This is a genomic window from Methylocella sp. (assembly GCF_044226135.1).
GTDB lineage: Bacteria > Pseudomonadota > Alphaproteobacteria > Rhizobiales > Beijerinckiaceae > Methylocapsa.
Genome location: NZ_JBGAHM010000045.1, coordinates 1 through 21,148, shown reverse-complemented (window position 1 = coordinate 21,148; position 21,148 = coordinate 1). Strand labels below are relative to the sequence as shown.

The following is a 21,148-nucleotide window of genomic DNA, read 5'->3' as shown; positions in this document are numbered from 1 at the left end:
GGCCGGGCCCGACCCCGGCGGCGCGGCGCGCGGCGGCGACGCCTGCGCGCCCACGGGCGCCTCACCGGCCGCAAGGCGGCGCAGCGCCTCGTCGGGCGTCGGCAGATCGGCGGCGTAGGCGAGCCGCACCAGCGCCATTTCGGCGGCGGCGAGCGGGCGCGGCGACTCCCGCACCTCCTGCAACGCCTTCGACAGAAGCTGCCAGGCGCGCGTCAGCACGGCCATCGACAGGGTCTCGGCGAGCTCCGCGCCACGCGTCCGTTCGAGCGGGGCGAGCGAGGCGTCGTCGCCGGCCGCCGGCAGAATCTTCAGCCGCGTGACGAGATGCGCGAATTCGGCGAGCTCCAGCACCACGGCGGCGGGGTCGGCGCCGCCGTCGTAAAGGTCGCGCAGGCCGGTCAGCGCGGCGGCGATCTCGCCCGAGACGAGACGCCCGAACAGGTCGACGATGCGGCCGCGGTCGGCGAGGCCGAGCATCACGCGCATGTCCTCGGCGGTCACGGCGACGCCCGGGCCTCCCGGCGCTCCGCTCCCCGGCGCGCCATGCGCGATCGCCTGGTCGAGCAGCGACAGCGCGTCGCGCGCCGAGCCTTCGGCCGCCCGCGCGATCAGGGCGAGCGCCTCGGGCTCGACCGCGACGCCCTCGCTGGCGCAGATCTTCGCGAGATGGGCGGCGAGCGCGCCGGCCTCGATGCGGCGCAGGTCGAAGCGCTGGCAGCGCGAGCGCACCGTGACCGGCACCTTCTCGATCTCGGTCGTCGCGAACAGGAATTTCACATGGTCCGGCGGCTCTTCGAGCGTCTTGAGCAGGCCGTTGAAGGCCTGCTTCGAGAGCATGTGCACCTCGTCGATGATATAGACCTTGAAGCGCGCCATCACCGGCTTGTAGCGCGCGCCCTCGATGATCTCGCGCACGTCGTCGATGCCGGTGTGCGAGGCGGCGTCCATCTCGATCACGTCGACATGGCGCGACTCCATGATCGCCTGGCAATGCGCGCCGAGCCCGTCCATATGGATGGTCGGGGCCGAGACGGCGGGCCGGCCGCCGGCGGCCGGGCGCTCATAGTTGAAGGCGCGGGCGAGGATGCGGGCGGTGGTGGTCTTGCCGACGCCGCGCACGCCGGTCAGCATATAGGCCTGATGGATGCGGCCAAGCTCGAAGGCGTTGGCGAGGGTGCGGGTCATCGCCTCCTGGCCGATCAGATCGTCGAAGCTCGAGGGGCGATATTTCCGGGCGAGGACGCGATAGGGCGCGGCCGGCGCGTCGGACCGGTCGTCGCCATGAACTTCGGACATCGGCGGCTCTGGCTCCCGCGGGCTTCGCCCGCTCGACGACACCAACGGCTTCGCCCGCTCGACGACACGAAGGGCTTCGCCCGATCAACGCCACGAAGGGCTTCGCCCGATCAACGCCGCGCCACGGGACCGAGCGAAGGCGGCGAGCGAGGCTTTTCAGGGCGCTCGGGGTGGGAGGCTGGACAGAGACCCGCCCGGTCTCGTTAGGGCTGCTTCCTTCCGGACCTGACCCGGTTGGCGAGTGGTGCGTCCACCGCCAACCTCCCGGCCCTTATTTGGACCGACTGCGCGCGTTTCGCAACCTTTTTGCCGCACGACAGGAATTCCGCCCGATTGTTAAGGAAACGTGATAGGACTATGCGGCGCCGCGAAAGCCGCGGCCGCCGCACCCCCCGAGGCGCCCAGGGATATTTGATGCACGGAAGCGCGCCGCCCCCACCGGCTCCGGTCGACCGCTCCTCGGCGGCAGGCTTCGCCGTCAATCCGCTCGACCGCATGTCGATGCGCCGCCACGACGTGGAGTTTCTGAAGGGCCTGCAGGCGTCGGAAGCCGCGCGCACCCTCGTGCTCGCCGGCGACCTGCCGGTGGTCAAGCGCGGCAAGAACGGATTCGACCCGTTTTTCACCCTGTCCGAGGCGGCGCGGCTCGGCGCCGTGCGCGAAACCGCCTTTCTGGGCTGCGACGCAAGCTCGGCCCTGTTCGCCAGCCTGATCGAACGCGCCGACGACATTCCCGCCGATCCGCACATCGCCTTTCTCGACATCCGCCTGATCGCGACGCAGGGGCTTCTGCCGGCCGAGATCGTCGGCCCGCTCGGCGAGGCGAAAAGCCTCCTGTCGTGGCACGCGCGGCACCGCTTCTGCTCCAATTGCGGCGCGCCGACGCGCGCCCTCGCCGGCGGCTGGCGACGCGGCTGCGAGGCCTGCGGCGCGCAGCATTTTCCGCGCACCGATCCCGCCGTCATCATGCTGGTCGTCGACGGCGACGACTGCCTGCTCGGCCGCCAGGCCAATTTCGCGCCCCGGATGTACTCCTGCCTCGCCGGCTTCATGGAGACGGGCGAGACCATCGAGGACGCCGTGCGGCGCGAAGTCGCCGAGGAGGCGGGCGTCACCGTCGGGCGCGTCAGCTATCTCGCCTCGCAGCCCTGGCCCTTTCCGAGCTCGCTCATGATCGGCTGCCTCGCCGAGGCGCTGACGCGCGAGCTCGCCTTCTGCGACCATGAACTCGAGGACGCGCGCTGGTTCTCGCGCGACGAGGTGCGGCGGATGCTGCGCCGCAGCCACCCCGAACATCTCATCTGTCCGTCGAAAGTGGCGATCGCCAATCTGCTCATCGAAAGCTGGGCCGAGAACCGGGCGGCGGATTCGCAGCGGTGAGCAGCGGAAGCGCCGGCCGCGCGCTGGTCCTGTTCTCGGGCGGCCAGGATTCGACCACCTGCCTCGCCCATGCGCTGACGCATTATGACTCCGTGGAGACCGTCGGCTTCGACTATGGCCAGCGCCACGCGATTGAATTGACCCAGAGAACAATCGTGCGCGAGAAGATCGCGCGCATGTTCCCGACCTGGGGCGCGCGGCTCGGCGAAGATCACCTGATCAACATTCCGGCGCTCGGCGCGCTGTCGCAGACCGCGCTGACGCGCGACGTCGAGATCGCCATGGGCGAGAACGGCCTGCCCAACACCTTCGTGCCCGGCCGCAACCTGCTGTTCCTGACGCTCGCCGGCGCCCTCGCCTACCGGCGCGGCGCGAACCGCATCGTCGCCGGCATGTGCGAGACGGATTTTTCGGGCTACCCCGACTGCCGCGACGACGCGGTGAAGGCGATGCAGCTCGCCCTCAACCTCGGCATGGACGCGCGCTTCTGCGTCGAGACGCCGCTGATGTGGCTCGACAAGGCGGCGACCTGGCGGCTCGCCGAGGCGCTTGGAGGCGCCGCGCTGGCGTCGATCATCGTCGAGGACACGCACACCTGCTATCGCGGCGAGCGCGGCAAGCGGCATGACTGGGGCTATGGCTGCGGCGAATGTCCCGCCTGCGACCTGCGCGCGCGCGGATTCAGGGAATATGCCGGCGAGATCTGAGGCGGCCGCTCTAAAGCGTCTCGACCGCCAGCACGCCCTCGATCGCCCGGATCGCGCCGGCCGCCTGCGCCGAAATCCCATATTTGCCCGGCAGCTTCATGTCGATCTCGCAGTCCGGGCGCTGCAGCACCAGCACCACCTCGCCGTCGCCGCGCGACCCGAGGCTTTCGCGGACCTGCGGCAGCGGCGCTTCGTCGGCAAGGACGATGCGCAGCCCCTTGCGCACCCGGCTCGCCGCCTGGTCGAGCGGCTCGGCGGCGACGATGCGCGCGCGCACGTCCTCGCCCTCGACCGACGCCTGAAGCGTCAGCAGCAGAGAGGCGCCTTTTTCGAGCAGGTCGCGATACTGCGTCAGCCCCTCCTGGAACAGGATCGCCTCATATTGCCCCGACTGGTCGGAGAGCTGGACGACGCCCATCTTGGAGCCGGATTTGGTGCGCCGCTCCTGCCGGTCGAGCACGGCGGCGGCGAGCCGGCCGCTGGTCGCGCCAAGCTTCACGGCGCGCACGAACTCGCTCCATTTCTGCACGCGCAGCCGCTCCAGCGCCACGCCATAGGCGTCGAGCGGATGGCCGGAGAGAAAGAATCCGACCGTGTCGAATTCTTCTGCAGGCGCTCGGCGAGCGTCCAGGGCTTCGCCTTCATCAGCGGCAGGCGGTCGGCGTCGCGCGTGGCGGCGGTGCGCCGAAGCCCAGATCGCCTCGATCGAGGCGAAGACGCGGGCGCGGTCGGGCTCCATCTCGTCGAAGGCGCCGGCGCAGACGAGACATTCGAGCATGCGCTTGTTGACCGCGCGCGGGTCGAGCCGCGCCGCAAGGTCCGAAAAATCGCGGAACGGCCGCTCGCCGCGCGCCTCGACCAGCGCGCGGGCCTGCGCGTCGCCCACCCCCTTGACGGCTGAAAAGGCGTAGCGGACGGCGAGCGCGCCGCCTTCGCCGACATGCACCTCGAAATCGGCGCAGGAGCGCTGGATCGAGGGCGGCTCGACCCGCCCGCCGAGCCGGCGCGCCTCGCCCGCAAGTTCGGCGAGCTTGTCGGTCGAGGCCTTGTCGAGCGTCATCGAGGCGGCGAGAAACTCCATCGGATGATTGGCCTTGAACCAGGCGGTCTGGTAGGCGACGAGCGCATAGGCCGCGGCGTGGCTCTTGTTGAAGCCGTAATCGGCGAATTTGGCGAGCAGGTCGAAGATCTCGTTGGCCTTGGCCGGGGCGAGCCCGCCGGCGACGGCGCCCTTCACGAAGCGCTCGCGCTGCGCGTCCATCTCGGCCTTGATCTTCTTGCCCATGGCGCGGCGCAGAAGGTCGGCCTCGCCGAGCGAATAGCCGGACAGGATCTGCGCGATCTGCATCACCTGCTCCTGATAGATGATGACGCCGAAGGTCTCCTTGAGCACGCTTTCGATTTTCGGGTGGATGTAGTCGGCCTCCTCCTCGCCGAGCTTCACCGCGCAATAGCGCGGGATGTTGGCCATGGGGCCCGGACGATAGAGCGCGACGAGGGCGATGACATCCTCGAACCGGTCGGCGCGCATCTCGACGAGCGCCTTGCGCATGCCCGCGCTTTCAAGCTGGAACACGCCGATCGTCTCGCCGCGCCCGAGCATGGCGTAAGTCCTGGCGTCGTCGAGCGGAATGCGTTCAAGATCGACCACTATCCCGCGCTTCTTCAGAAGCCTGACGGCGGTCGCGAGCGTCGTCAGCGTCTTGAGGCCGAGGAAGTCGAACTTCACGAGCCCCGCCGGCTCGACCCATTTCATGTTGAACTGGGTCGCCGGCATGTCGGATTTCGGATCGCGGTAGAGCGGCACCAGCTCGACGAGCGGCCGGTCGCCGATGACCACGCCCGCCGCATGGGTCGAGGCGTTGGAGTAGAGCCCCTCGAGCGTCTGCGCGATCTGCAGCATTTTCGCGACGCGCGGCTCGGCCTCGGCGGCCTCCTTCAGCCGCGGCTCGCCCTCGACCGCCTGTTTCAGCGAGACGGGCGCCGCCGGATTCTGCGGCACCAGCTTGGCGAGGCGGTCGACCTGGCCGAGCGGCATTTCGAGCACGCGCCCGACATTGCGCATCACCCCGCGCGCCAGAAACGAGCCGAAGGTGATGATCTGCGCCACGCGGTCGGCGCCGTAGCGGGCGCGCACATAGGCGATCACCTCGTCGCGCCGGTCCTGGCAGAAGTCGATGTCGAAATCCGGCATCGACACGCGCTCGGGGTTCAGGAAGCGCTCGAACAGAAGGCCGAAGCGCAGCGGGTCGAGATCGGTGATGGTCAGCGCATAGGCGACGAGCGAGCCCGCGCCCGAGCCGCGCCCCGGCCCGACCGGAATGCCCTGCGCCTTGGCGTATTTGATGAAGTCCGAGACGATCAGGAAATAGCCCGGGAACTTCATCTTCACGATCACGTCGAGCTCGAAGGCGAGCCGCTCGCGATAGTCGGTTTCGGTGAGCCCCGCCGCCGGGCCATGGGCGGCGAGGCGCGCGTCGAGCCCCTGCTCCGCCTGAAGCCGCAGCGCCGCCGCTTCGTCGTCGAGCGCGCCGCTCGCCGAAAAGCGCGGCAGCAGCGGCTTGCGCGTCCTCGGCCTGAAGGCGCAGCGGCGCGCGATCTCGACGGTCGAGCGCGTCGCCTCGGGAAGGTCGGCGAACAGCGCGGCCATCTCGGCGCGGCTCTTGAAGCGGTGCTCGGGCGAAAGCTGGCGGCGCGCGCCGTCGCCGAGCACGGTCCCCTCGGCGATGCAGATCAGCGCGTCATGCGCCTCATAGTCCTCGGGCGCCGCGAAATAGGGCTCGTTCGTCGCGACGAGCGGCAGGCCGGAGCGATAGGCGAGATCGATCAGGCGCGGCTCGGCCTCGCGCTCGGGCGCAAGGCCGTGGCGTTGCAGTTCGACATAAAGCCGGTCCGCGAAAAGCGCTTCGAGCGCCTTTGCGCGAGCGAAGGCGCGTTCGGGCCGCGCGCGGCCAAAGGCGCGGTCGAGCGGGCCGGCGGGGCCGCCGGTGAGGGCGACGAGCCCCTGCGTCGCGCCTTCAAGGCGCGCCAGCCTGACATGCGGGTCGCAGCCGGGCTCGGGATCGAGCCAGGCGAAGGAGACGAGCCGCATCAGATTGAGATAGCCCTCCTCGGTCGCCGACAGCAGCACGATCCTGGCGCGCCCCGCGCCCGTCTCCTCGCCGCGCGCCGACATCAGCGCGCCGTCGCCGAAGTCGACCGTAAGCTCGGCGCCGACGATCGGCTGGATCCCCTCCTTGGCGAGCTTTTCGGAAAACTCCAGCGCGCCGAAGAGATTGTTGGCGTCGGTCACGGCCAGCGCCGGCATGGCGTCGGCGAGCGCGAGCTTGACGAGCCTGCCGACGCCCATCGCGCCTTCGCGCAGCGAGAAGGCGCTATGGACGTGAAGATGGACGAAGCCGGGATCGTTCGGCGCGAAAGTGCGGGTCATGGATTCGGACTGAATGGCGTTGGCGCCCGGCGCCGGCGGCGCGAAGGCTAGCAGCTCAAGGGCGCGGCCGCAGCGGGGGCGGCGGCGTCCGCGCCCGCTTGTCCACGCAATTCAGGACTTTTGCGCAGGCGCATGGCGCGGCGCGCCGGACCTGTCGACACTGCGCGTGTTTGCCGCGACTTCGCCGATTCGGTATCGTCCCACGTTGCTGGCCGGGCGTCGATGGAGCGCATTTGCGTCAAGACTTTCGACGACGTTTCAGAAATGCTTCGGCGGCCATCGCAAGCCGAAAACGCCAGGGACAAAGCCATGACGACCACAAACGCCGTCCGCGCCGAAGAAGCGCGCCCCGCGGAAACGAGCTGGCGCACGGTCGAGCCGCTCGCAACCTGCCGCGCGGCGCTGCAGCGCCGCCCCTTCCTCGCAAGGCACCCGCTCGGCGAGCACCCGCTGTTCACGATCGAGGCCCTGACCAAGGTCGCGGAAGCCGCGTCGCAACGCCACGGAGACCTCTGGGCCGACGCCGGCGACCTGTCGCTCACCGACAAATGGGGCACGACGCCCGCGCCCGACATGCCGATCCCGCAGCTCATCGACCGGATCGAGACGGCGGGCGCCTGGATCGTCATGAAGCATGTCGAGGTCGATCCGCGCTACAAGGAAATTCTCGACGGCTATGAAGCTTTCGTGCGCAGCGTCGCCGCGCCCGAGGCTTCGGCGCGTCTCACATCGCCCGAAATGCTCGTCTTCATGACCTCGCCGCGGCGCAAGACGCCCTATCATTTCGACGCCGAGATGAATTTCATCGTCCAGATCCACGGCGCCAAGGACGTCTGGGTCTGCGACCCCAACGACCGCAGCGTGACCACCGAGCGCGAGATCGAGGAATATTACGGCAAGACCATCTCGGCCGGCACCTACAAGCCGCACGCCGAGGAGGTCGCCCAGAAATTCACGCTGCGCCCGGGCGACGCCCTGCATGTGCCCTCCCATGCGGCGCATTGGGTGCAGAACCATGACAGCGTGTCGGTGACGCTCAGCCTCAACATGGAATATTCGCACTGGCGCTGCGCCGACGTCTATTTCGCCAATTACCACCTGCGCCGGCTCGGGCTTTCGCCGAAGCCGCCCGGCCGCGCCCCGCTCGCCGACGCGGCCAAGGGGGCCGCGGTCGGCGCGCTGCGCGTCGCCAAGAAGACCGCGCAGCGCGCGCTCGGGCGGTAGGACGGCAAGAAGACCGCGCAGCGCGCGCTCGGGCGGTAGGACGGCCCGGCGCAAGCGGCGCGCGTGCGCGCCGCGGCCAGGGTTGAGCGGCCATGATGGAAAAAGCTCCGGGGCGCGGTCCGCGAAGGGCTGGACGCGCCCCGGATGTTTTGGCGTCAGCGCTGCGGCGCCTGCTGCGGCGCCTGGCCGATCCAGGGGAAGCCGCGCAGCGACTCGAGCGTGAAATAGGTCGTGCGCGCCGGCGGGATCGGCGCCGGCGGCGGCCCCCAGTAGCCGGCCCGCCAGACGCAGGGGCCGGACGGCTCCTGGCAGACCCATTCGGAGCGCCGCCAGCCGGCGCGGGCGCGCACGTCGTCGCGCAGGTCTTCGAGCGAGCGCTCGATATGGTCGAGCCCGTTGGCCGCCCCGCCCGCCTGCGCCGAGGCGCATCGGACGGCGAGCCCATAGGCGCAGGTCGCGACGAGCGCCGGCGCGACCGCGCCAATCAGGATTTTCGAGAAGGGGAGTTTTGCCAGAATCATGACAGCCTCCGGCAGGCCGCTCATGAGACCGCAGCCTGACCTTGGCCAAACGCGCCCGCGCCCCAACCGTTCCCTTCGCTAAAACGCCGCCCTTAGAGAATCTCGCCGAGAAACTGGCGCGCGCGCGGGTGGCGCGGCGAGGCGAAGAAGGCTTCAGGCCGGTCGATCTCGACGATCGCGCCGGCGTCCATGAAGATCACGCGGTCGGCGACCTGCCGCGCGAAGCCCATCTCATGGGTCACGCACACCATGGTCATGCCGTCCTCGGCGAGCTCGACCATGGTCTCAAGCACCTCCTTGACCATTTCGGGATCGAGCGCCGAGGTCGGCTCGTCGAACAGCATGACGCGGGGGTTCATGCACAGGGCCCGCGCGATGGCGACGCGCTGTTGCTGCCCGCCCGAAAGCTGGCCCGGATATTTGCCGGCCTGATCGGGAATATGCACCTTGCCGAGATAATGCATGGCGACCGCCTCGGCCTCGTCCCGGCCCATCTTCAGCACATGGATCGGCGCGAGCGTGCAGTTTTCGAGGATGGTCAGATGCGGAAACAGGTTGAAGTGCTGGAACACCATGCCGGTCTCGCGCCGCACCTCGTTGATCTTGCGCAGATCGTCGGCGAGTTCGACGCCCTCGACGACGATGCGCCCGCTCTCATGCGTCTCGAGCCGGTTGACGCAGCGGATCAGCGTCGACTTGCCCGAGCCCGACGGCCCGCAGACGACGATGCGCTCGCCCGCCATCACTTCGAGATTGACGTCGCGCAGGGCGTGGTAGGCGCCGTACCATTTGTTGACGTCGACCATCTCGATGGCGACGCGCGGCGGCGGGCTGGTTTTGAGCGGCGCGGACCGGCCGGCGGGCGTTTTGGGCTGGGTCATAGCGGCCTCATCGACGTTTCCCGCGCGACAGGCGCCGCTCGACGGCGAGCGAATAGCGCGACATGCCGAAGCAGAAAGCGAAATAGAACAAAGCGGCGAAGGCGTAGCCGGTGACCGAGATGGTCGGCCCGGCCCATGCGGGATCGAGCCGTGCGGTTTCGACGGCGCGCAGGAAGTCGAACACGCCGACGACGGCGACGAGCGTCGTGTCCTTGAACAGGCCGATGAAGGTGTTGACGACGCCGGGAATCACCGCCCGCAGCGCCTGCGGCAGGATGACGAGACGCTGCGTCTCGACATAGGAGAGGCCGAGCGCCGCCGCGCCCTCGAACTGTCCTCGCGGGATCGAGGCGAGGCCGCCGCGCACCACCTCCGCCATATAGGCCGAGGCGAACAGCGCCACGCCGATCAGCGGACGCAGAAGGCGGTCGGGCGCGAGGTCTTCGGGCACGAACAGCGGCAGCATGGTGTTGGCCATGAACAGCACGGTGATCATCGGCACGCCGCGCACGATCTCGATGAAGCCGGCGCAGGCGAGGCTCAGGAGCGGCAGGCTCGAACGCCGTCCGAGCGCGAGCAGCACGCCGAGCGGCAGCGAGACGACCATGCCGACGACGGCGACGAGAACGCTGACGAAGGCGCCGCCCCAGAGATCGGTCGAGACGAGCGGCAGGCCCAGCGCCGGCGCGCCATGCAGCAGCGGCAGGGCGAAGACCGGATAGACGCAGAAGAACAGAAGCGCGGCGAGGCCGCGCCGTGGCGCGCCAAGGCGCAGCAGCCAGAAGATCAGCGCCGCGCCGACGAGAAACGCCACGTCGACGCGCCAGCGCTCGGCTTCCGGGTAGGACCCGTAGATGAAATAGGGAAGCTTGCGCCAGACGAAAGCCCAGCAGGCCCCGGCCCCCGGCGCCCGGCAGGCGGCGCCGTCCTCGCCGACCCAGACGGCGTCGATCAGCAGGAAGCGGACGACCGGCGGCAGGACCAGCGCGAGCAGGACGACGCAGGCGATCGTGAGCGCGCCGGCGCGCCAGCCGTCGAAGAGATTTTCGCGCAGCGTCCGAAGAAGGCCGCGCCGTTCCTGCGGCGGCGGGCGCGCCGGGGCCGGCGCCTCGCGCACATAGAGAAAGCCGTCGCGCCGCGCGGCGCCCGTCGCGTCCGCCATGCTCACCGCTCCTTCAGCGTATGGCGCCGGCCATAGAGGTTCATGACGAGGGAGGCGAACAGCGAGATGGCGAGATAGACCGCCATGGTGATGGCGACCGCCTGCACCGCCGCTCCGGTCTGGTTGAGCACGGTGCCGGCGAAGACCTGCACGAGGTCGGGATAGCCGATGAACACCGCGAGCGAGGAGTTCTTGACGAGGTTCAGATACTGGCTCGTGAGCAGCGGGACGATCAGCCGCATCGCCTGCGGCGTCACCACGAGCCGGCTCGTCTGGCGCCCGGAGAGGCCGAGCGCCGTCGCGGCCTCGCGCTGGCCCTGCGGCACCGCCTCGATCCCGGCGCGCACGATCTCGGCGATGAACGCTCCCGTGTAGAGGCTGAGGCCGAGCGCGAGCGCGACGAATTCAGGCAGGACGCGCAGCCCCCCGACGAAATTGAAGCCCTTCAGCTCGGGGTTCGAGAAGGCGACCGGATCATCCGCGCCGACGAAGGCCGCGAGCGGCAGGCAGAGCGCGAAGGCCGTCATGACGCCGCCCCCGACCGCGCGCCAGGGCCTCGCGAACATGACCCGCCGCGGCGTCCGGCGCAGGCCGTAAAGGATCAGCAGCGCGGCGAGGCACGCCGCCGCGACGAAGGCCGCCGAAGGCGCAAAGCTCGGCGCCGGCGCGAACAGCCCGCGATTGTTCAAAAACATGCCGAAGGGCAGCGCCAGCGACTCGCGCGGCGAGGGCAGCGGCTTCAGCACGGCGTTGTGCCAGAACAGAAGCTGCAGCAGCAGCGGCGTGTTGCGCGCGAGTTCGACATAGGCGAGCGCGCAGCGCCCCACGATCCAGTTGTCCGACAGGCGGGCGAAGCCGACCGCGAAGCCGACGAAGGTGGCGCAGACGAGGCCGACGGCGCAGACGGCCAGCGTGTTGAGCAGGCCGACGAGAAAGGCCCGGCCATAGGTCGAGGACGCGCTGTAGGGGATCAGCGTCTGGTTGATGTCGAAGCCGGCGGTCTGGCCGAGGAAGGAGAAGTCGGTCGGGATCCCGCGCGCCTGCATGTTGGCGCGAAGGTCGAGCACGGCGAGCGCCGCCAGCACGAGGAAGGCCAGCCCGAACAGGACCTGCAGCAGGAGCGCGCGGCTCCTGGCGTCACGCCAGAAGCGCAAGCGCGAGCCGCGCGCGGGCCGCGCGGCGATCGCCTCGCCGCCGCTCAAGCGCGGCCTCTAGCGGATCGGCGGGGCGTATTGCAGCCCGCCGCGGATCCACAGCGCGTTGACGCCGCGCTTGATCTTGAGCCGCGACCCCTCGCCGAGATTGCGATCGAAGATTTCGCCGTAATTTCCCACATGCTTCACGATGCGATAGGCCCAATCGGCGCCAAGACCGAGGCCTTCGCCGAAATTGCCCTCAAGCCCCAGCAGGCGGCGGATTTCGGGCCGGTCCGATTTGGTCTTTTCATCGACGTTCTGCGAGGTCACGCCGAGCTCCTCGGCGTTGACGAGGGCGAACAGCGTCCATTTGACGAGATTGAACCATTCGTCGTCGCCCTGGCGCACGGCGGGCCCGAGCGGCTCCTTCGAGATGATCTCGGGCAGCACGGCCGCGTCGTCGGGGTTGGGGAGCTTCAGACGCTCGACGTAAAGCCCCGAGGCGTCGGAGGTGAAGGCGTCGCAGCGGCCGCTCTCGAAGGCGCGCATCGCCTCGTCGGCGCTGGCGAAGTTGACCGGCTCGTATTTCATGTTGTTGCCGCGGAAGAAGTCCGCGAGGTTGAGCTCGGTCGTCGTGCCCTGCTGCACGCAGATCGAGGCGCCCGAAAGTTCGAGCGCGGAGGACAGGTTGAGCGACTTGCGCGCCAGAAAGCCCTGCCCGTCGTAATAAACGATCCCCGCGAACAGAAAGCCCTGCCCCGTCTCGCGCGAGAGGGTCCATGTGGTGTTGCGCGACAAAATGTCGACCTCGCCCGACTGCAGCGCCGTGAAGCGGTCCTTGGCCGACAGGGGCAGGAACTTGACCTTGTCCGGATCGTCGAAGATCGCCGCGGCGACGGCGCGGCAGAAATCGACGTCGATGCCCGTCCAGCGCCCCTTGTCGTCCGGCAGGCAGAAGCCGGCGACGCCGAGATTCGCTCCGCAGACCAGATTGCCGCGCTTCTTCACCTGTTCGAGCAGCCCGGCCTGCGCCGGCGCGGCGAAGGCGCGCGGCGCGAGGCCGAGGAGGAGCGGCAGGGCCAGAAGGGCCCGGAGGAGATGGAGCTTACGCATGCGAAGGCGCTTCCCGGATTGTCCCTGCGCGCGGCGGGCGTTCGCCCGCCGCGCGCACGCAACTAGAAGCCCGCACCTAGAAGCCAATGTCGAGACGGGTCAAGCTTGGCTGAAGCTCGGGCGCTGCTTGAGGCTTGACGTCAGGCGTCTCCCCCGTGAAGTTCGCGGCTCGCGCCGCCGCGCGCACGGGCGCGGCGCGCCAGGGACTCCATGATGAGCGAACAGGACAGCGGTCGCGACAGGCTCAAGACGCGCACAAGGCTCGTTTCGGCGGGGCGGCGCCCGTCCGAACAGTTCGGCTTCGTCAACACGCCGGTCTATCGCGGCTCGACCGTGCTGTTCCCGACCTATCACGATCTCGTGACAAGGAACGCGCCCTTCGCCTATGGCACCTCGGGATCGCCGACCACGCGCGCCCTCGCCGAGGCCTGGACGGAGCTTTCGGGCGCGGCGGGGACGATTCTCGCGCCCTCCGGCCTCGCCGCCATTTCTCTGGCGCTGCTCAGCGTGGTCAAGGCCGGCGACCATATCCTCGTCGTCGATTCGATCTATCGCCCCTCGCGCATCTTCTGCGACGGCGTGCTGCGGCGCCTTGGCGTCGAGACCGCCTATTTCGATCCGCTGACCGGCGTCGAGGGCCTGTCCCGGCTGGTCCGGCCCGAAACCAGCGCCATCTTTCTCGAGACGCCCGGATCGCAGACCTTCGAGGTGCCGGACGTGCCGGCGATCTGCGCGTTCGCCCACGAGAAGGGAATTTGCGCCATTCTCGACAACACCTGGGCGACGCCGCTGTTCTTCCCGCCGCATGAGCGCGGGGCCGACATCGCCGTCGAGGCCGGAACCAAGTATCTTTCCGGCCATTCGGACCTCCTGCTCGGCCTCGTCTCGGCCAACGCCCGCTATCTGCCGGCGCTGACCCAGACCGCCGACGCCTTCGCCATGTGCCCCGGCCCCGAAGACGTGTTTCTCGCCCTGCGCGGGCTGCGCACCCTCGACCTCAGGCTGCGCGAGGCCGAAAGGCAGGCGCTCGAGATGGCGCTCTGGCTCGACGCGCGCGCCGAGGTCGCGAGCGTGCTTCACCCGGCCCTGCCCTCCTGCCCCGGCCATGAGGCGTGGAAGCGCGACTTCCTGGGCTCTTCGGGGCTTTTTTCCGTGCTGCTGCATCCAGCTCCGCAAAAGGCGCTCGCCGCCATGCTCGACGGGCTCGACCTGTTCGGCATGGGTTTTTCATGGGGCGGCTTCGAAAGCCTCGTCATTCCGTTCGACTGCGCGGCCTACCGCACGGCGACGCGCTGGCGCCCGCCAGGCCCCGCCCTTCGCTTCAGCATCGGCCTCGAGGACACGGACGACCTCAAGGCCGATCTCGCCCGCGGCTTCGAGCGCCTGCGCGCGGCGAGCTGAATTTTCGCCGCCCGGCGTTCGCCTTGTCCTCGCCAAAGGCGGAGGGCACAGTCGCGCCCGACTGCGATCCACTGCTTCGAATCACCGGGGGAGACCGCTCCGCATGCGTCTGTTGCGCCTGGCGCTGCTCGGCCTCGCCGCGCTTGTCGCGGCCGCCTTCGCCCTCGGCCTCTGGAGCGAAGGCCAGCGCGGGCCAAAGCGCGCCGCGACGCCGCAGGAGGTCGCCGCGCGCCGCCGCGCCATCGAACGGACGGTGGCCGCGCCGTCCGACTATTCGGATTTCTTCGCAAGGCTCCACAGCGGCTTTCCCGTCGAATATGACGCGTTTCTGGCGCGCGCCGCGCAACAGGCCGCCACCCGCGGGCGCGACGACGACCTCGACGTGCTGGCGATCGAGGCCGCGCGCGGCCTGCGCCGCTCCCACGGCGTGCTCGCCGCCCGCGCCGACGGACCGACGCTCGACCGCTATTTCGCCGCGCGCGCCGCCATGCTGCATGAGCTTTCGACGGCGGACCCCGCGGCCTGCGTCGATTTCCTCTATGGCGGCGGGCGGATGGACCCCGCCGCCTTCTCGCGGACGCGGCGCGCGCTCGTCGCCGCGCTCGTCCTGTCGGGGCTCGAAGCGGTGCAGGACGGCGGCCAGCGCGACGAAACGCGCGGCCGCCCGACCGAGGACGATTTTCGCTCGCTCGAAAACGCCCTGCGCGCGCAGGGCGTCTCGAACGCCGCGATCGCCGCCCTGCTCGACGGGCGCATGACCGAACCGCCCATCGCCGACGCCGAACTCTGCGAGGCCGGCGACGTCTATCTGCGCACCCTCGCCGCCCTGCCCGAACCGGCGCGCCGGCGCATCTATGGCTTCGCCGTGGAGCTGATGGCGCGAAGCTGAGTCGTGGCGCCGCGAAACGCGGCCCTGGCCGCAGAATCGCCGCATCGCCCAAGCTCAATGTCGTGATCGACAGGCGGGCGCCAAATTTTTCTCCCGCCGCTCACGCCGAATTCATGGGGATCGGCGTTGCGCGTCTGAGCGGACCAGACCGCTCCGACGCCGCGCGGCGGCGCTTCGCCCCGATCGACGAGGGGAACAAGACATGCGGCAAGGACTGATCCAGCTCAAGGCGCGGCGCGCCCACGCGGCCGAGACCGTGCGCCATTGCGAAAGAGACCTGATGGACGCGCGCGTCTCCGCCGCCAATGGCGGCCGCAGCCGCGCCATCCTGCTTCAGCTCGAGCGGGCGCTCCAGGAAGAACGCAAGGACCTCGCGCGGCTCGACGCGCAGCTCGCCGACATCGACGCCGCGCGCTCGAGCTGAGCGCGCCGGAGGCCCGCGCCCGCCCTGACGGAAAAAAGCCGGCGGGACCAGCCGCCGGCTCAAGTCGAGGCGTTGGCGTGCGGCCTCAGAACAGGCCGACCACCTCGCCTTTTTCGTTGAGGTCGATCTTCTCGGCCGACGGGATTTTGGGCAGGCCCGGCATGGTCATCACGTCGCCGCAGACCAGGACGATGAATTCGGCGCCGGCCGCGAGGCGAACCTCGCGGATGTTGACCTCATGGCCGCTCGGCGCGCCGCGCAGCTTGGGGTCGGTCGAGAAGGAATATTGCGTCTTGGCGACGCAGATCGGGAAGCGGCCGTAGCCCGCCTCCTCGAGCTTCTTGATCTGGCCGCGCACCTTGGCGTCGGCCGAAATTTTGGCGCCGCCATAGAGCTTGGTGACGACGGCGGTCGCCTTGTCCCACAGCGAGGCTTCGTCCTCATAGACGAAATGGAAATCGCTCGGGACTTTGTCGAGCATGTCGACGACCGTGCGGGCGAGCTCCTCGGCGCCCTTGCCGCCCTCCGCCCAGTGGCGGCAGACGACGACCGGCGCGCCGAGGTCGGCGACGCTCTTCTTCAGAAGCTCGACCTCGCCGTCCGTGTCGGCGGTGAAGTGGTTGACCGCCACCACAACCGGCAGTCCGTAGTGGTTGCGGATGTTGTTGATGTGGCGCTCGAGGTTCGAGAGGCCTTTCTTGAGCGCGTCGAGATTCTCGCTGTTGAGCTCCTTGAGCTCGACGCCGCCATGGTATTTCAGCGCGCGGATGGTCGCCACGATCACCGCGATCTGCGGCCGCAGGCCCGACTTGCGGCATTTGATGTCGATGAACTTCTCCGCGCCGAGGTCGGCGCCGAAGCCCGCTTCGGTCACCACATAGTCGGACAGCTTCAGCGCCGTCTTGGTGGCGAGCACCGAATTGCAGCCATGGGCGATGTTGGCGAAGGGCCCGCCATGGATGAAGGCCGGGTTGTTCTCGAGCGTCTGCACCAGATTGGGCTTCAGCGCGTTCTTGAGCAGCACGGCCATGGCGCCGTGAGCGTTGAGGTCGCGCGCATGCACCGGCTTCTGGTCGGTCGTGTAGCCGACGACGATGGCGCCGAGCCGGTCTTTAAGATCCTTGATCGAGGTGGCGAGGCAGAAGATCGCCATCACCTCGGAAGCGACGACGATGTCGAAGCCGTCCTGGCGCGGGAAGCCGTTGGCCGTGCCGCCGAGGCCGATCGTGATGTCGCGCAGGGCGCGGTCGTTCATGTCGACGACGCGCTTCCAGGCGATGCGGCGCACGTCGATGTTGAGCGCGTTGCCATGGTTGATATGGTTGTCGATCATCGCCGCGAGCAGGTTGGTCGCAAGCGCGATGGCGCTGAAGTCGCCGGTGAAGTGGAGGTTGATGTCCTCCATCGGCACGACCTGGGCGTAACCGCCGCCGGCCGCCCCGCCCTTCATCCCGAACACCGGCCCGAGGCTCGGCTCGCGCAAGCAGATCAGCGCCTTCTTGCCGATCTTGTTCAGCGCGTCGCCGAGGCCCACGGAGGTCGTCGTCTTGCCCTCCCCCGCGGGAGTCGGCGTCATCGCCGTCACCAGGATCAACTTGCCGTCCGGCCGGTCGTTCAAGCCGGCGAGATAGTCGAGCGAGATCTTCGCCTTGTAGTGGCCGTACGGCTCCAGGTGCTCCTCGTCGATGCCGAGACGCTCCCGGGCGATGGTCGAGACGCGCGTGAGCCGGGCCTGCTGTGCGATTTCGATGTCCGACGCCATGCTCCCTCCAGAGGACCGTTGTCGAGCTTTTCTGCGCTTCCGTTGCGGTGCGGCGGAATCTATCGCATCGCGTCGAATCGCGAAGAGCCTGGAGGAAAAGGACCGGGTCTCCCGCGGGTTCGCGCCGCGGGAGACCAACCTTATGCCTGAGGCGGCCCTAGGGCGTGACGATGTTGAACCAGAAGGGGAAGGTCTCGATCATTCCCCAGAACGTCTTGAACTCGGCGAGCGTTCCCGAGGTCGCTTTGACATCGCCGTTGGCGATCGCCTGGTCGAGGGTGAGCGCCCCGGCGGTGATGGCGTCCAGCGTGGCCTTGGACATCTGCACCGTGCTCGTCCCCGCGATCGGATCGCCGTAATTGAGGACGGAATTCTCGACCGTGAGGCCGAACGTCTGCTCGGCCGGCCAGCCCGCGAGACCGAGCTCCGTGAGATGGACGTTGACCGGTACCACCTGCTTGTTCGCCTTGCCGGCGTCGAGGCGAACCGCCAGGTAGTCAAAGGTCAGATCGGGGCTCATCGCCTTGAGGGTGTCGGCGTTCACGGTGTTGAGCCCGCCCGGCGGGAAGCCGGTGGTGCTCCGTAGCTCCGAGGCGCCGACCAGGTATTCGTTGCGCCAGGGGCCGCTTTCCGACTGATACCCGAGCTGCTCGAGCACGTCGGCGAGGAGGAGCCGGGCGTTCTCGAAATCCGGGTAGGCGAAGACCAGGTGTTTGAGCAGCTCGGCGAGCCAACGGTAGGTTTCGACCGTCGCATCCGTCGCGTTGTACTCGGCCTGGGCGCGGGCCAGGATCGCGTCCTTGTCCCCTCCCATGTACGCGACGTAGTGGCGGGCGACGTCCTCCGGCGGAAGGTTGTTCAAGCTCGAGGGGTTGCCGTTGTACCAGCCCATGTAGCGCTGGTAGACGGCACGCGAGTTGTGACGCAGGGTGCCGTAATAGCCCCGGTCGGGCCAGTACCGTTCGAGCGAGTCGGGGAGCTTGATCCGTTCCGAGATCTCCTCCCCCGTATAGCCCTTGTTCATCAGGTTCACCGACTGGTCGTGGATGAACTTGTACATGTCGCGCTGCTTCTTCAAATAATCGACGATGTTGTTCGGTCCCGTGGGATTCTTCCAGACCGGCCAGTGGTGGCTCTGGAACTTGACGTCGGTTCGATTCCCGTACTCCTTGATCGTGACGTCGAGGAAGCTCGACCATTTGAGCGGATCGCGGACCTGCGCGCCGCGCAGGGTGAGCACGTTGTGCATCGTGTTCGTCGTGTTCTCCGCCATCCAGAGCGCCTTGAGCTCCTCGAAGTAGGTGTTCATCTCCGCGGGCGCCTCGGTTCCCGGCGTCAACTGGAACTCCATCTTGATCCCGTCTACCGTCCGTACCTTCGATCCCGTGGCGGTGATGTAATCGGTAGGAACGATGAGGGACCCCTCCCCCGTCGAATTGGTCTGACCCAGACCGCCGTTGACGCCCCCTTTCTCCGTTTTCGGCAGCAGGGAGCCGTACATGTAGATGGCGCGGCGCGACATCGCGTTGCCGGCGATCACGTTCTCGCTGACCGCGTGCTCGGTGAAACCCTCCGGCGCGATGATGGGGATCGACGCAAGCTGAGCCGCGGTGCCGAGACCTTTCACGCCGCCGAAATGATCGACGTGCGAGTGGCTGTAGACCACGCCGGTGACCGGACGAGCACCCAGCTCCTGGTTGATCAGAGCGAGCGCCGCGGCCGCCGTCTCGTTCGAGATGAGCGGATCGAAGACGATCCAACCGGTGTCGCCCTTGACGAACGTGATGTTCGAGAGATCGTAGCCGCGGACCTGATAGATCTCGTGGCGCTCGTTGGGGTCGTCCGGATTCGTTACCTCGAAGAGGCCGTAGATCATGTTGAGCTGCGCGTTGCGATAGAGGCTCGGATTGATCGTCTCGGGAGCAGTAGCTCCCGGGGTTGTGACGATGAATTTTTCGTAGTCCCGCATGTCCCACGCGGACCCGATGACCAGGCCCGTTTGCAACTTGAGCGCACCCTTGTTGGCGTTGGCGAAATCCTCCCTGTCATCGAACATCGAGGCTGGGACCGTGGCGGCGTTGGCATCCGTCGTGACCTTCGTGGCGCCCTTCGGCTCTCGCGTCAGGGTCTGCGCTCCACCCGACACGTTGGACAACGCTGCGATGAGACCTGCTGCAAGCAAGAGACGGCTCGACGACGGCTTCCTTCGTTCCATTCCAATCTCCTAGCACCAATAGAAATGAAGCGTGAACAGCAAGGCTGGCGCCGGCCCGGAAGACCCGGACGGCGGGCACGACAAGCTTGACTAGATTTCAGGTGGCGAAAAAGGCTTTAAGAGAGTAACCGCTTTCACACAGAACTGTCAATTGCTCTGTCTCGAAAGGGAAAGCCTGGGTCCGACCGCGCTCTAGGTCCCGGGAGGGCGCACGGTTTGCACTGTTCGAGGCGAACAAGGCCCCTGGGCCGTCGGCCGGCATGAGTTGCCGACAGGCTTCCGGCATGTCACGCTGGCCTTCAACCGTCAGAGGAGATCCCATGAAACGACATCTCGCCTTCGCCCTCCCCCTCGTCGCTCTGTTGTCGGGTCTGTTCGCACCGGCAGCCCACGCGGCGACCGATTGCACCATGAAGTTCAGCCTGACCAGCTGGTCGATCTTCTACAAGGCGAGTCGCGGAAGCGGCGCGATCACCTGCTCGAACGGCCAAACGGCGAACGTTCGCCTCGAGGGCAAGGGAGGCGGTCTGACCGCCGGCCGCTCGAAAGTCCGCGATGGCTTCGGAAAGTTCTCCGAAGTCGCCGACATCTCCGAGCTGTTCGGAACTTATGTCTCCGGCGGCGCCTCGGCGGGAGCCGGCAAATCGGCGGAGTCCCAGATCGTGACCAAGGGAGAGGTTTCGCTCGCTCTCGCCGGCAACGGCACCGGCGTGGAGCTCGGGGTGAGCTTCGGAAAGTTCACGATCAGCCGGAAGTAGCGGGTGGAACCGGCCAGGTAGCGCTCGGCGCTCGAGCTCACCGGTCCGGCGCCAAATCTCCTGCCTGGCGTCGGAACCTCCCGGCCGCGGGCTCCGGTTCGCTGGTCGAGCTCTGGAATCTCCTGGTCGCACTCCAAAGATGCTGGTGGAGCTGAAAATTGGCTGGCTGGAGTCCAAATCGCCGGGTGATCCTGCAGCCAGGAGTCTTCAGAGTCCCGCCAGCGATCCTTGGAGTGCTGCCCGGCTATTTCGAGCCGGAATGGCAAACTTGGAACACCGCCAGCATGTTTTTGACCGCAGCCAGCCAATTCTCAAGCGCAGCCAGCAAATCGGGAGTACAGCCAGCAAATCTGGAGTACGGCCAGCAAATCGGGAGTACGGCCGGCCGATTGGACGTGCGACCAGGAGATTTGAGCTGTGGCCAGGCTAGAACTACTCGAACCGCAGCGCCTCGACCGGGTCGAGCCGCGCGGCACGCGCCGCTGGGTAGCTGCCGAAGAAAGCGCCGACCAGCGAGGAGAAGCCGAGCGATAGGGCGACCGCCCACCAAGGAACGTGGGCGGGCGGGAAATTGCCGGGTATGACCTTCGCGACCAGCGACCCCAAGCCGTAGCCGAAGGCGAGCCCGATCACCCCTCCGAACGCCGAGAGCAACAGCGATTCGATGAGGAACTGAACGAGAATGTCGGAGCGCTTCGCGCCCAAGGCTTTGCGCACGCCGATCTCGCGGGTCCGCTCGGTCACCGAGACCAGCATGATGTTCATGATGCCGATGCCGCCGACGATCAGCGCGATCCCGACCACGCCCCCCACGACCCCGGTCACGAAGCCCAAGATTCGCCCGATGGT

Annotated in this window: 17 protein-coding genes and 1 other RNA gene; 7 read left to right on the top strand and 11 right to left on the bottom strand. The window is 68.1% G+C overall.

Annotated features, from left to right (window positions below; genetic code table 11):
* Both ACILRB_RS14485 and ffs read right to left on the bottom strand, forming a co-directional pair.
* Positions 1-1,296 (bottom strand): DNA polymerase III subunit gamma/tau (locus tag ACILRB_RS14485; RefSeq protein WP_395667004.1); only part of this gene is annotated, 1,296 nt, incomplete at its 3' end.
* 169 nt (positions 1,297-1,465) lie between these two features.
* Positions 1,466-1,562: signal recognition particle sRNA small type (gene ffs / locus ACILRB_RS14480), an RNA gene on the bottom strand.
* Between the two features lie 148 nt (positions 1,563-1,710).
* On the opposite strand from ffs, the gene nudC reads away from it, so the two are divergent.
* Together nudC and queC are read left to right on the top strand one after the other, a co-directional pair.
* Positions 1,711-2,676: an NAD(+) diphosphatase gene (nudC, locus tag ACILRB_RS14475; protein ID WP_395667003.1), complete on the top strand. Its 966-nt coding sequence runs from the start codon at positions 1,711-1,713 to the stop codon at positions 2,674-2,676.
* Positions 2,673-3,383 (top strand): 7-cyano-7-deazaguanine synthase QueC, encoded by a 711-nt coding sequence (gene queC, locus ACILRB_RS14470; protein WP_395667002.1) that lies wholly within the window; start codon positions 2,673-2,675, stop codon positions 3,381-3,383. The genes nudC and queC overlap by 4 nt, the downstream gene beginning before the upstream one ends.
* A gap of 10 nt (positions 3,384-3,393) precedes the next feature.
* Here the strand turns inward: queC and dnaE are convergent, their stop codons facing one another.
* Entirely contained in the window at positions 3,394-6,813 is a 3,420-nt protein-coding gene (gene dnaE / locus ACILRB_RS14465; protein WP_395667001.1) for a DNA polymerase III subunit alpha, read from the bottom strand.
* Between the two features lie 309 nt (positions 6,814-7,122).
* Between dnaE and ACILRB_RS14460 the strand changes: the two genes are divergently transcribed.
* Complete coding sequence (locus ACILRB_RS14460; protein ID WP_395667000.1) at positions 7,123-8,037, top strand: cupin-like domain-containing protein; 915 nt, start codon at positions 7,123-7,125, stop codon at positions 8,035-8,037.
* A gap of 155 nt (positions 8,038-8,192) precedes the next feature.
* Here the strand turns inward: ACILRB_RS14460 and ACILRB_RS14455 are convergent, their stop codons facing one another.
* The 5 genes from ACILRB_RS14455 to ACILRB_RS14435 all read right to left on the bottom strand — a co-directional run bounded on the left by ACILRB_RS14455 (position 8,193) and on the right by ACILRB_RS14435 (position 12,850).
* A complete protein-coding gene (locus tag ACILRB_RS14455; protein ID WP_395666999.1) occupies positions 8,193-8,558 on the bottom strand; it encodes a hypothetical protein in 366 nt (121 codons plus the stop codon).
* A 92-nt stretch (positions 8,559-8,650) separates the two neighbouring features.
* Positions 8,651-9,439: an amino acid ABC transporter ATP-binding protein gene (locus ACILRB_RS14450; protein WP_395666998.1), complete on the bottom strand. Its 789-nt coding sequence runs from the start codon at positions 9,437-9,439 to the stop codon at positions 8,651-8,653.
* Positions 9,440-9,446: 7 nt separating this feature from the next.
* On the bottom strand, positions 9,447-10,601 hold the full coding sequence (locus ACILRB_RS14445) for an amino acid ABC transporter permease (protein ID WP_395666997.1): 1,155 nt from the start codon (positions 10,599-10,601) through the stop codon (positions 9,447-9,449).
* A 2-nt stretch (positions 10,602-10,603) separates the two neighbouring features.
* Positions 10,604-11,803 carry an amino acid ABC transporter permease gene (locus ACILRB_RS14440; RefSeq protein WP_395666996.1) on the bottom strand — a complete coding sequence of 400 codons (1,200 nt, stop codon included), beginning with the start codon at positions 11,801-11,803 and terminating at the stop codon, positions 10,604-10,606.
* Positions 11,804-11,812: 9 nt separating this feature from the next.
* The gene (locus ACILRB_RS14435) at positions 11,813-12,850 is read right to left on the bottom strand and encodes an amino acid ABC transporter substrate-binding protein (protein ID WP_395666995.1); all 1,038 of its coding nucleotides are present in this window, start codon (positions 12,848-12,850) and stop codon (positions 11,813-11,815) included.
* 213 nt (positions 12,851-13,063) lie between these two features.
* Here ACILRB_RS14435 and metC point away from each other — a divergent pair, with 213 nt between their 5' ends.
* The 3 genes from metC (at position 13,064) to ACILRB_RS14420 (ending at position 15,564) form a co-directional block, all read left to right on the top strand.
* The gene (metC, locus tag ACILRB_RS14430; RefSeq protein ID WP_395666994.1) at positions 13,064-14,251 is read left to right on the top strand and encodes a cystathionine beta-lyase; all 1,188 of its coding nucleotides are present in this window, start codon (positions 13,064-13,066) and stop codon (positions 14,249-14,251) included.
* Between the two features lie 103 nt (positions 14,252-14,354).
* Positions 14,355-15,140 carry a hypothetical protein gene (locus ACILRB_RS14425; RefSeq protein ID WP_395666993.1) on the top strand — a complete coding sequence of 262 codons (786 nt, stop codon included), beginning with the start codon at positions 14,355-14,357 and terminating at the stop codon, positions 15,138-15,140.
* A 202-nt stretch (positions 15,141-15,342) separates the two neighbouring features.
* Positions 15,343-15,564 carry a hypothetical protein gene (locus ACILRB_RS14420; protein ID WP_395666992.1) on the top strand — a complete coding sequence of 74 codons (222 nt, stop codon included), beginning with the start codon at positions 15,343-15,345 and terminating at the stop codon, positions 15,562-15,564.
* An 85-nt stretch (positions 15,565-15,649) separates the two neighbouring features.
* Here the strand turns inward: ACILRB_RS14420 and ACILRB_RS14415 are convergent, their stop codons facing one another.
* Both ACILRB_RS14415 and ACILRB_RS14410 read right to left on the bottom strand, forming a co-directional pair.
* Entirely contained in the window at positions 15,650-17,326 is a 1,677-nt protein-coding gene (locus ACILRB_RS14415; protein ID WP_395666991.1) for a formate--tetrahydrofolate ligase, read from the bottom strand.
* 157 nt (positions 17,327-17,483) lie between these two features.
* Positions 17,484-19,541 (bottom strand): alkyl/aryl-sulfatase, encoded by a 2,058-nt coding sequence (locus ACILRB_RS14410; RefSeq protein WP_395666990.1) that lies wholly within the window; start codon positions 19,539-19,541, stop codon positions 17,484-17,486.
* A 320-nt stretch (positions 19,542-19,861) separates the two neighbouring features.
* On the opposite strand from ACILRB_RS14410, the gene ACILRB_RS14405 reads away from it, so the two are divergent.
* A complete protein-coding gene (locus ACILRB_RS14405) occupies positions 19,862-20,299 on the top strand; it encodes a hypothetical protein (RefSeq protein WP_395666989.1) in 438 nt (145 codons plus the stop codon).
* Positions 20,300-20,731: 432 nt separating this feature from the next.
* Here the strand turns inward: ACILRB_RS14405 and ACILRB_RS14400 are convergent.
* Positions 20,732-21,148: ABC transporter permease (locus ACILRB_RS14400; protein ID WP_395666988.1), on the bottom strand; the 417-nt coding region annotated here is incomplete at its 5' end.

What these genes read in the sequence shown, in the direction of transcription:
- nudC (WP_395667003.1), top strand. Translation starts at nt 1,711, where the DNA reads ATGCACGGAAGCGCGCCGCCCCCACCGGCTCCGGTCGACCGCTCCTCG.
- dnaE (WP_395667001.1), bottom strand. Translation starts at nt 6,813, where the DNA reads ATGACCCGCACTTTCGCGCCGAACGATCCCGGCTTCGTCCATCTTCAC.
- ACILRB_RS14460 (WP_395667000.1), top strand. Translation starts at nt 7,123, where the DNA reads ATGACGACCACAAACGCCGTCCGCGCCGAAGAAGCGCGCCCCGCGGAA.
- ACILRB_RS14455 (WP_395666999.1), bottom strand. Translation starts at nt 8,558, where the DNA reads ATGATTCTGGCAAAACTCCCCTTCTCGAAAATCCTGATTGGCGCGGTC.
- ACILRB_RS14450 (WP_395666998.1), bottom strand. Translation starts at nt 9,439, where the DNA reads ATGACCCAGCCCAAAACGCCCGCCGGCCGGTCCGCGCCGCTCAAAACC.
- ACILRB_RS14445 (WP_395666997.1), bottom strand. Translation starts at nt 10,601, where the DNA reads ATGGCGGACGCGACGGGCGCCGCGCGGCGCGACGGCTTTCTCTATGTG.
- ACILRB_RS14435 (WP_395666995.1), bottom strand. Translation starts at nt 12,850, where the DNA reads ATGCGTAAGCTCCATCTCCTCCGGGCCCTTCTGGCCCTGCCGCTCCTC.
- metC (WP_395666994.1), top strand. Translation starts at nt 13,064, where the DNA reads ATGAGCGAACAGGACAGCGGTCGCGACAGGCTCAAGACGCGCACAAGG.
- ACILRB_RS14425 (WP_395666993.1), top strand. Translation starts at nt 14,355, where the DNA reads ATGCGTCTGTTGCGCCTGGCGCTGCTCGGCCTCGCCGCGCTTGTCGCG.
- ACILRB_RS14420 (WP_395666992.1), top strand. Translation starts at nt 15,343, where the DNA reads ATGCGGCAAGGACTGATCCAGCTCAAGGCGCGGCGCGCCCACGCGGCC.
- ACILRB_RS14415 (WP_395666991.1), bottom strand. Translation starts at nt 17,326, where the DNA reads ATGGCGTCGGACATCGAAATCGCACAGCAGGCCCGGCTCACGCGCGTC.
- ACILRB_RS14410 (WP_395666990.1), bottom strand. Translation starts at nt 19,541, where the DNA reads ATGGAACGAAGGAAGCCGTCGTCGAGCCGTCTCTTGCTTGCAGCAGGT.
- ACILRB_RS14405 (WP_395666989.1), top strand. Translation starts at nt 19,862, where the DNA reads ATGAAACGACATCTCGCCTTCGCCCTCCCCCTCGTCGCTCTGTTGTCG.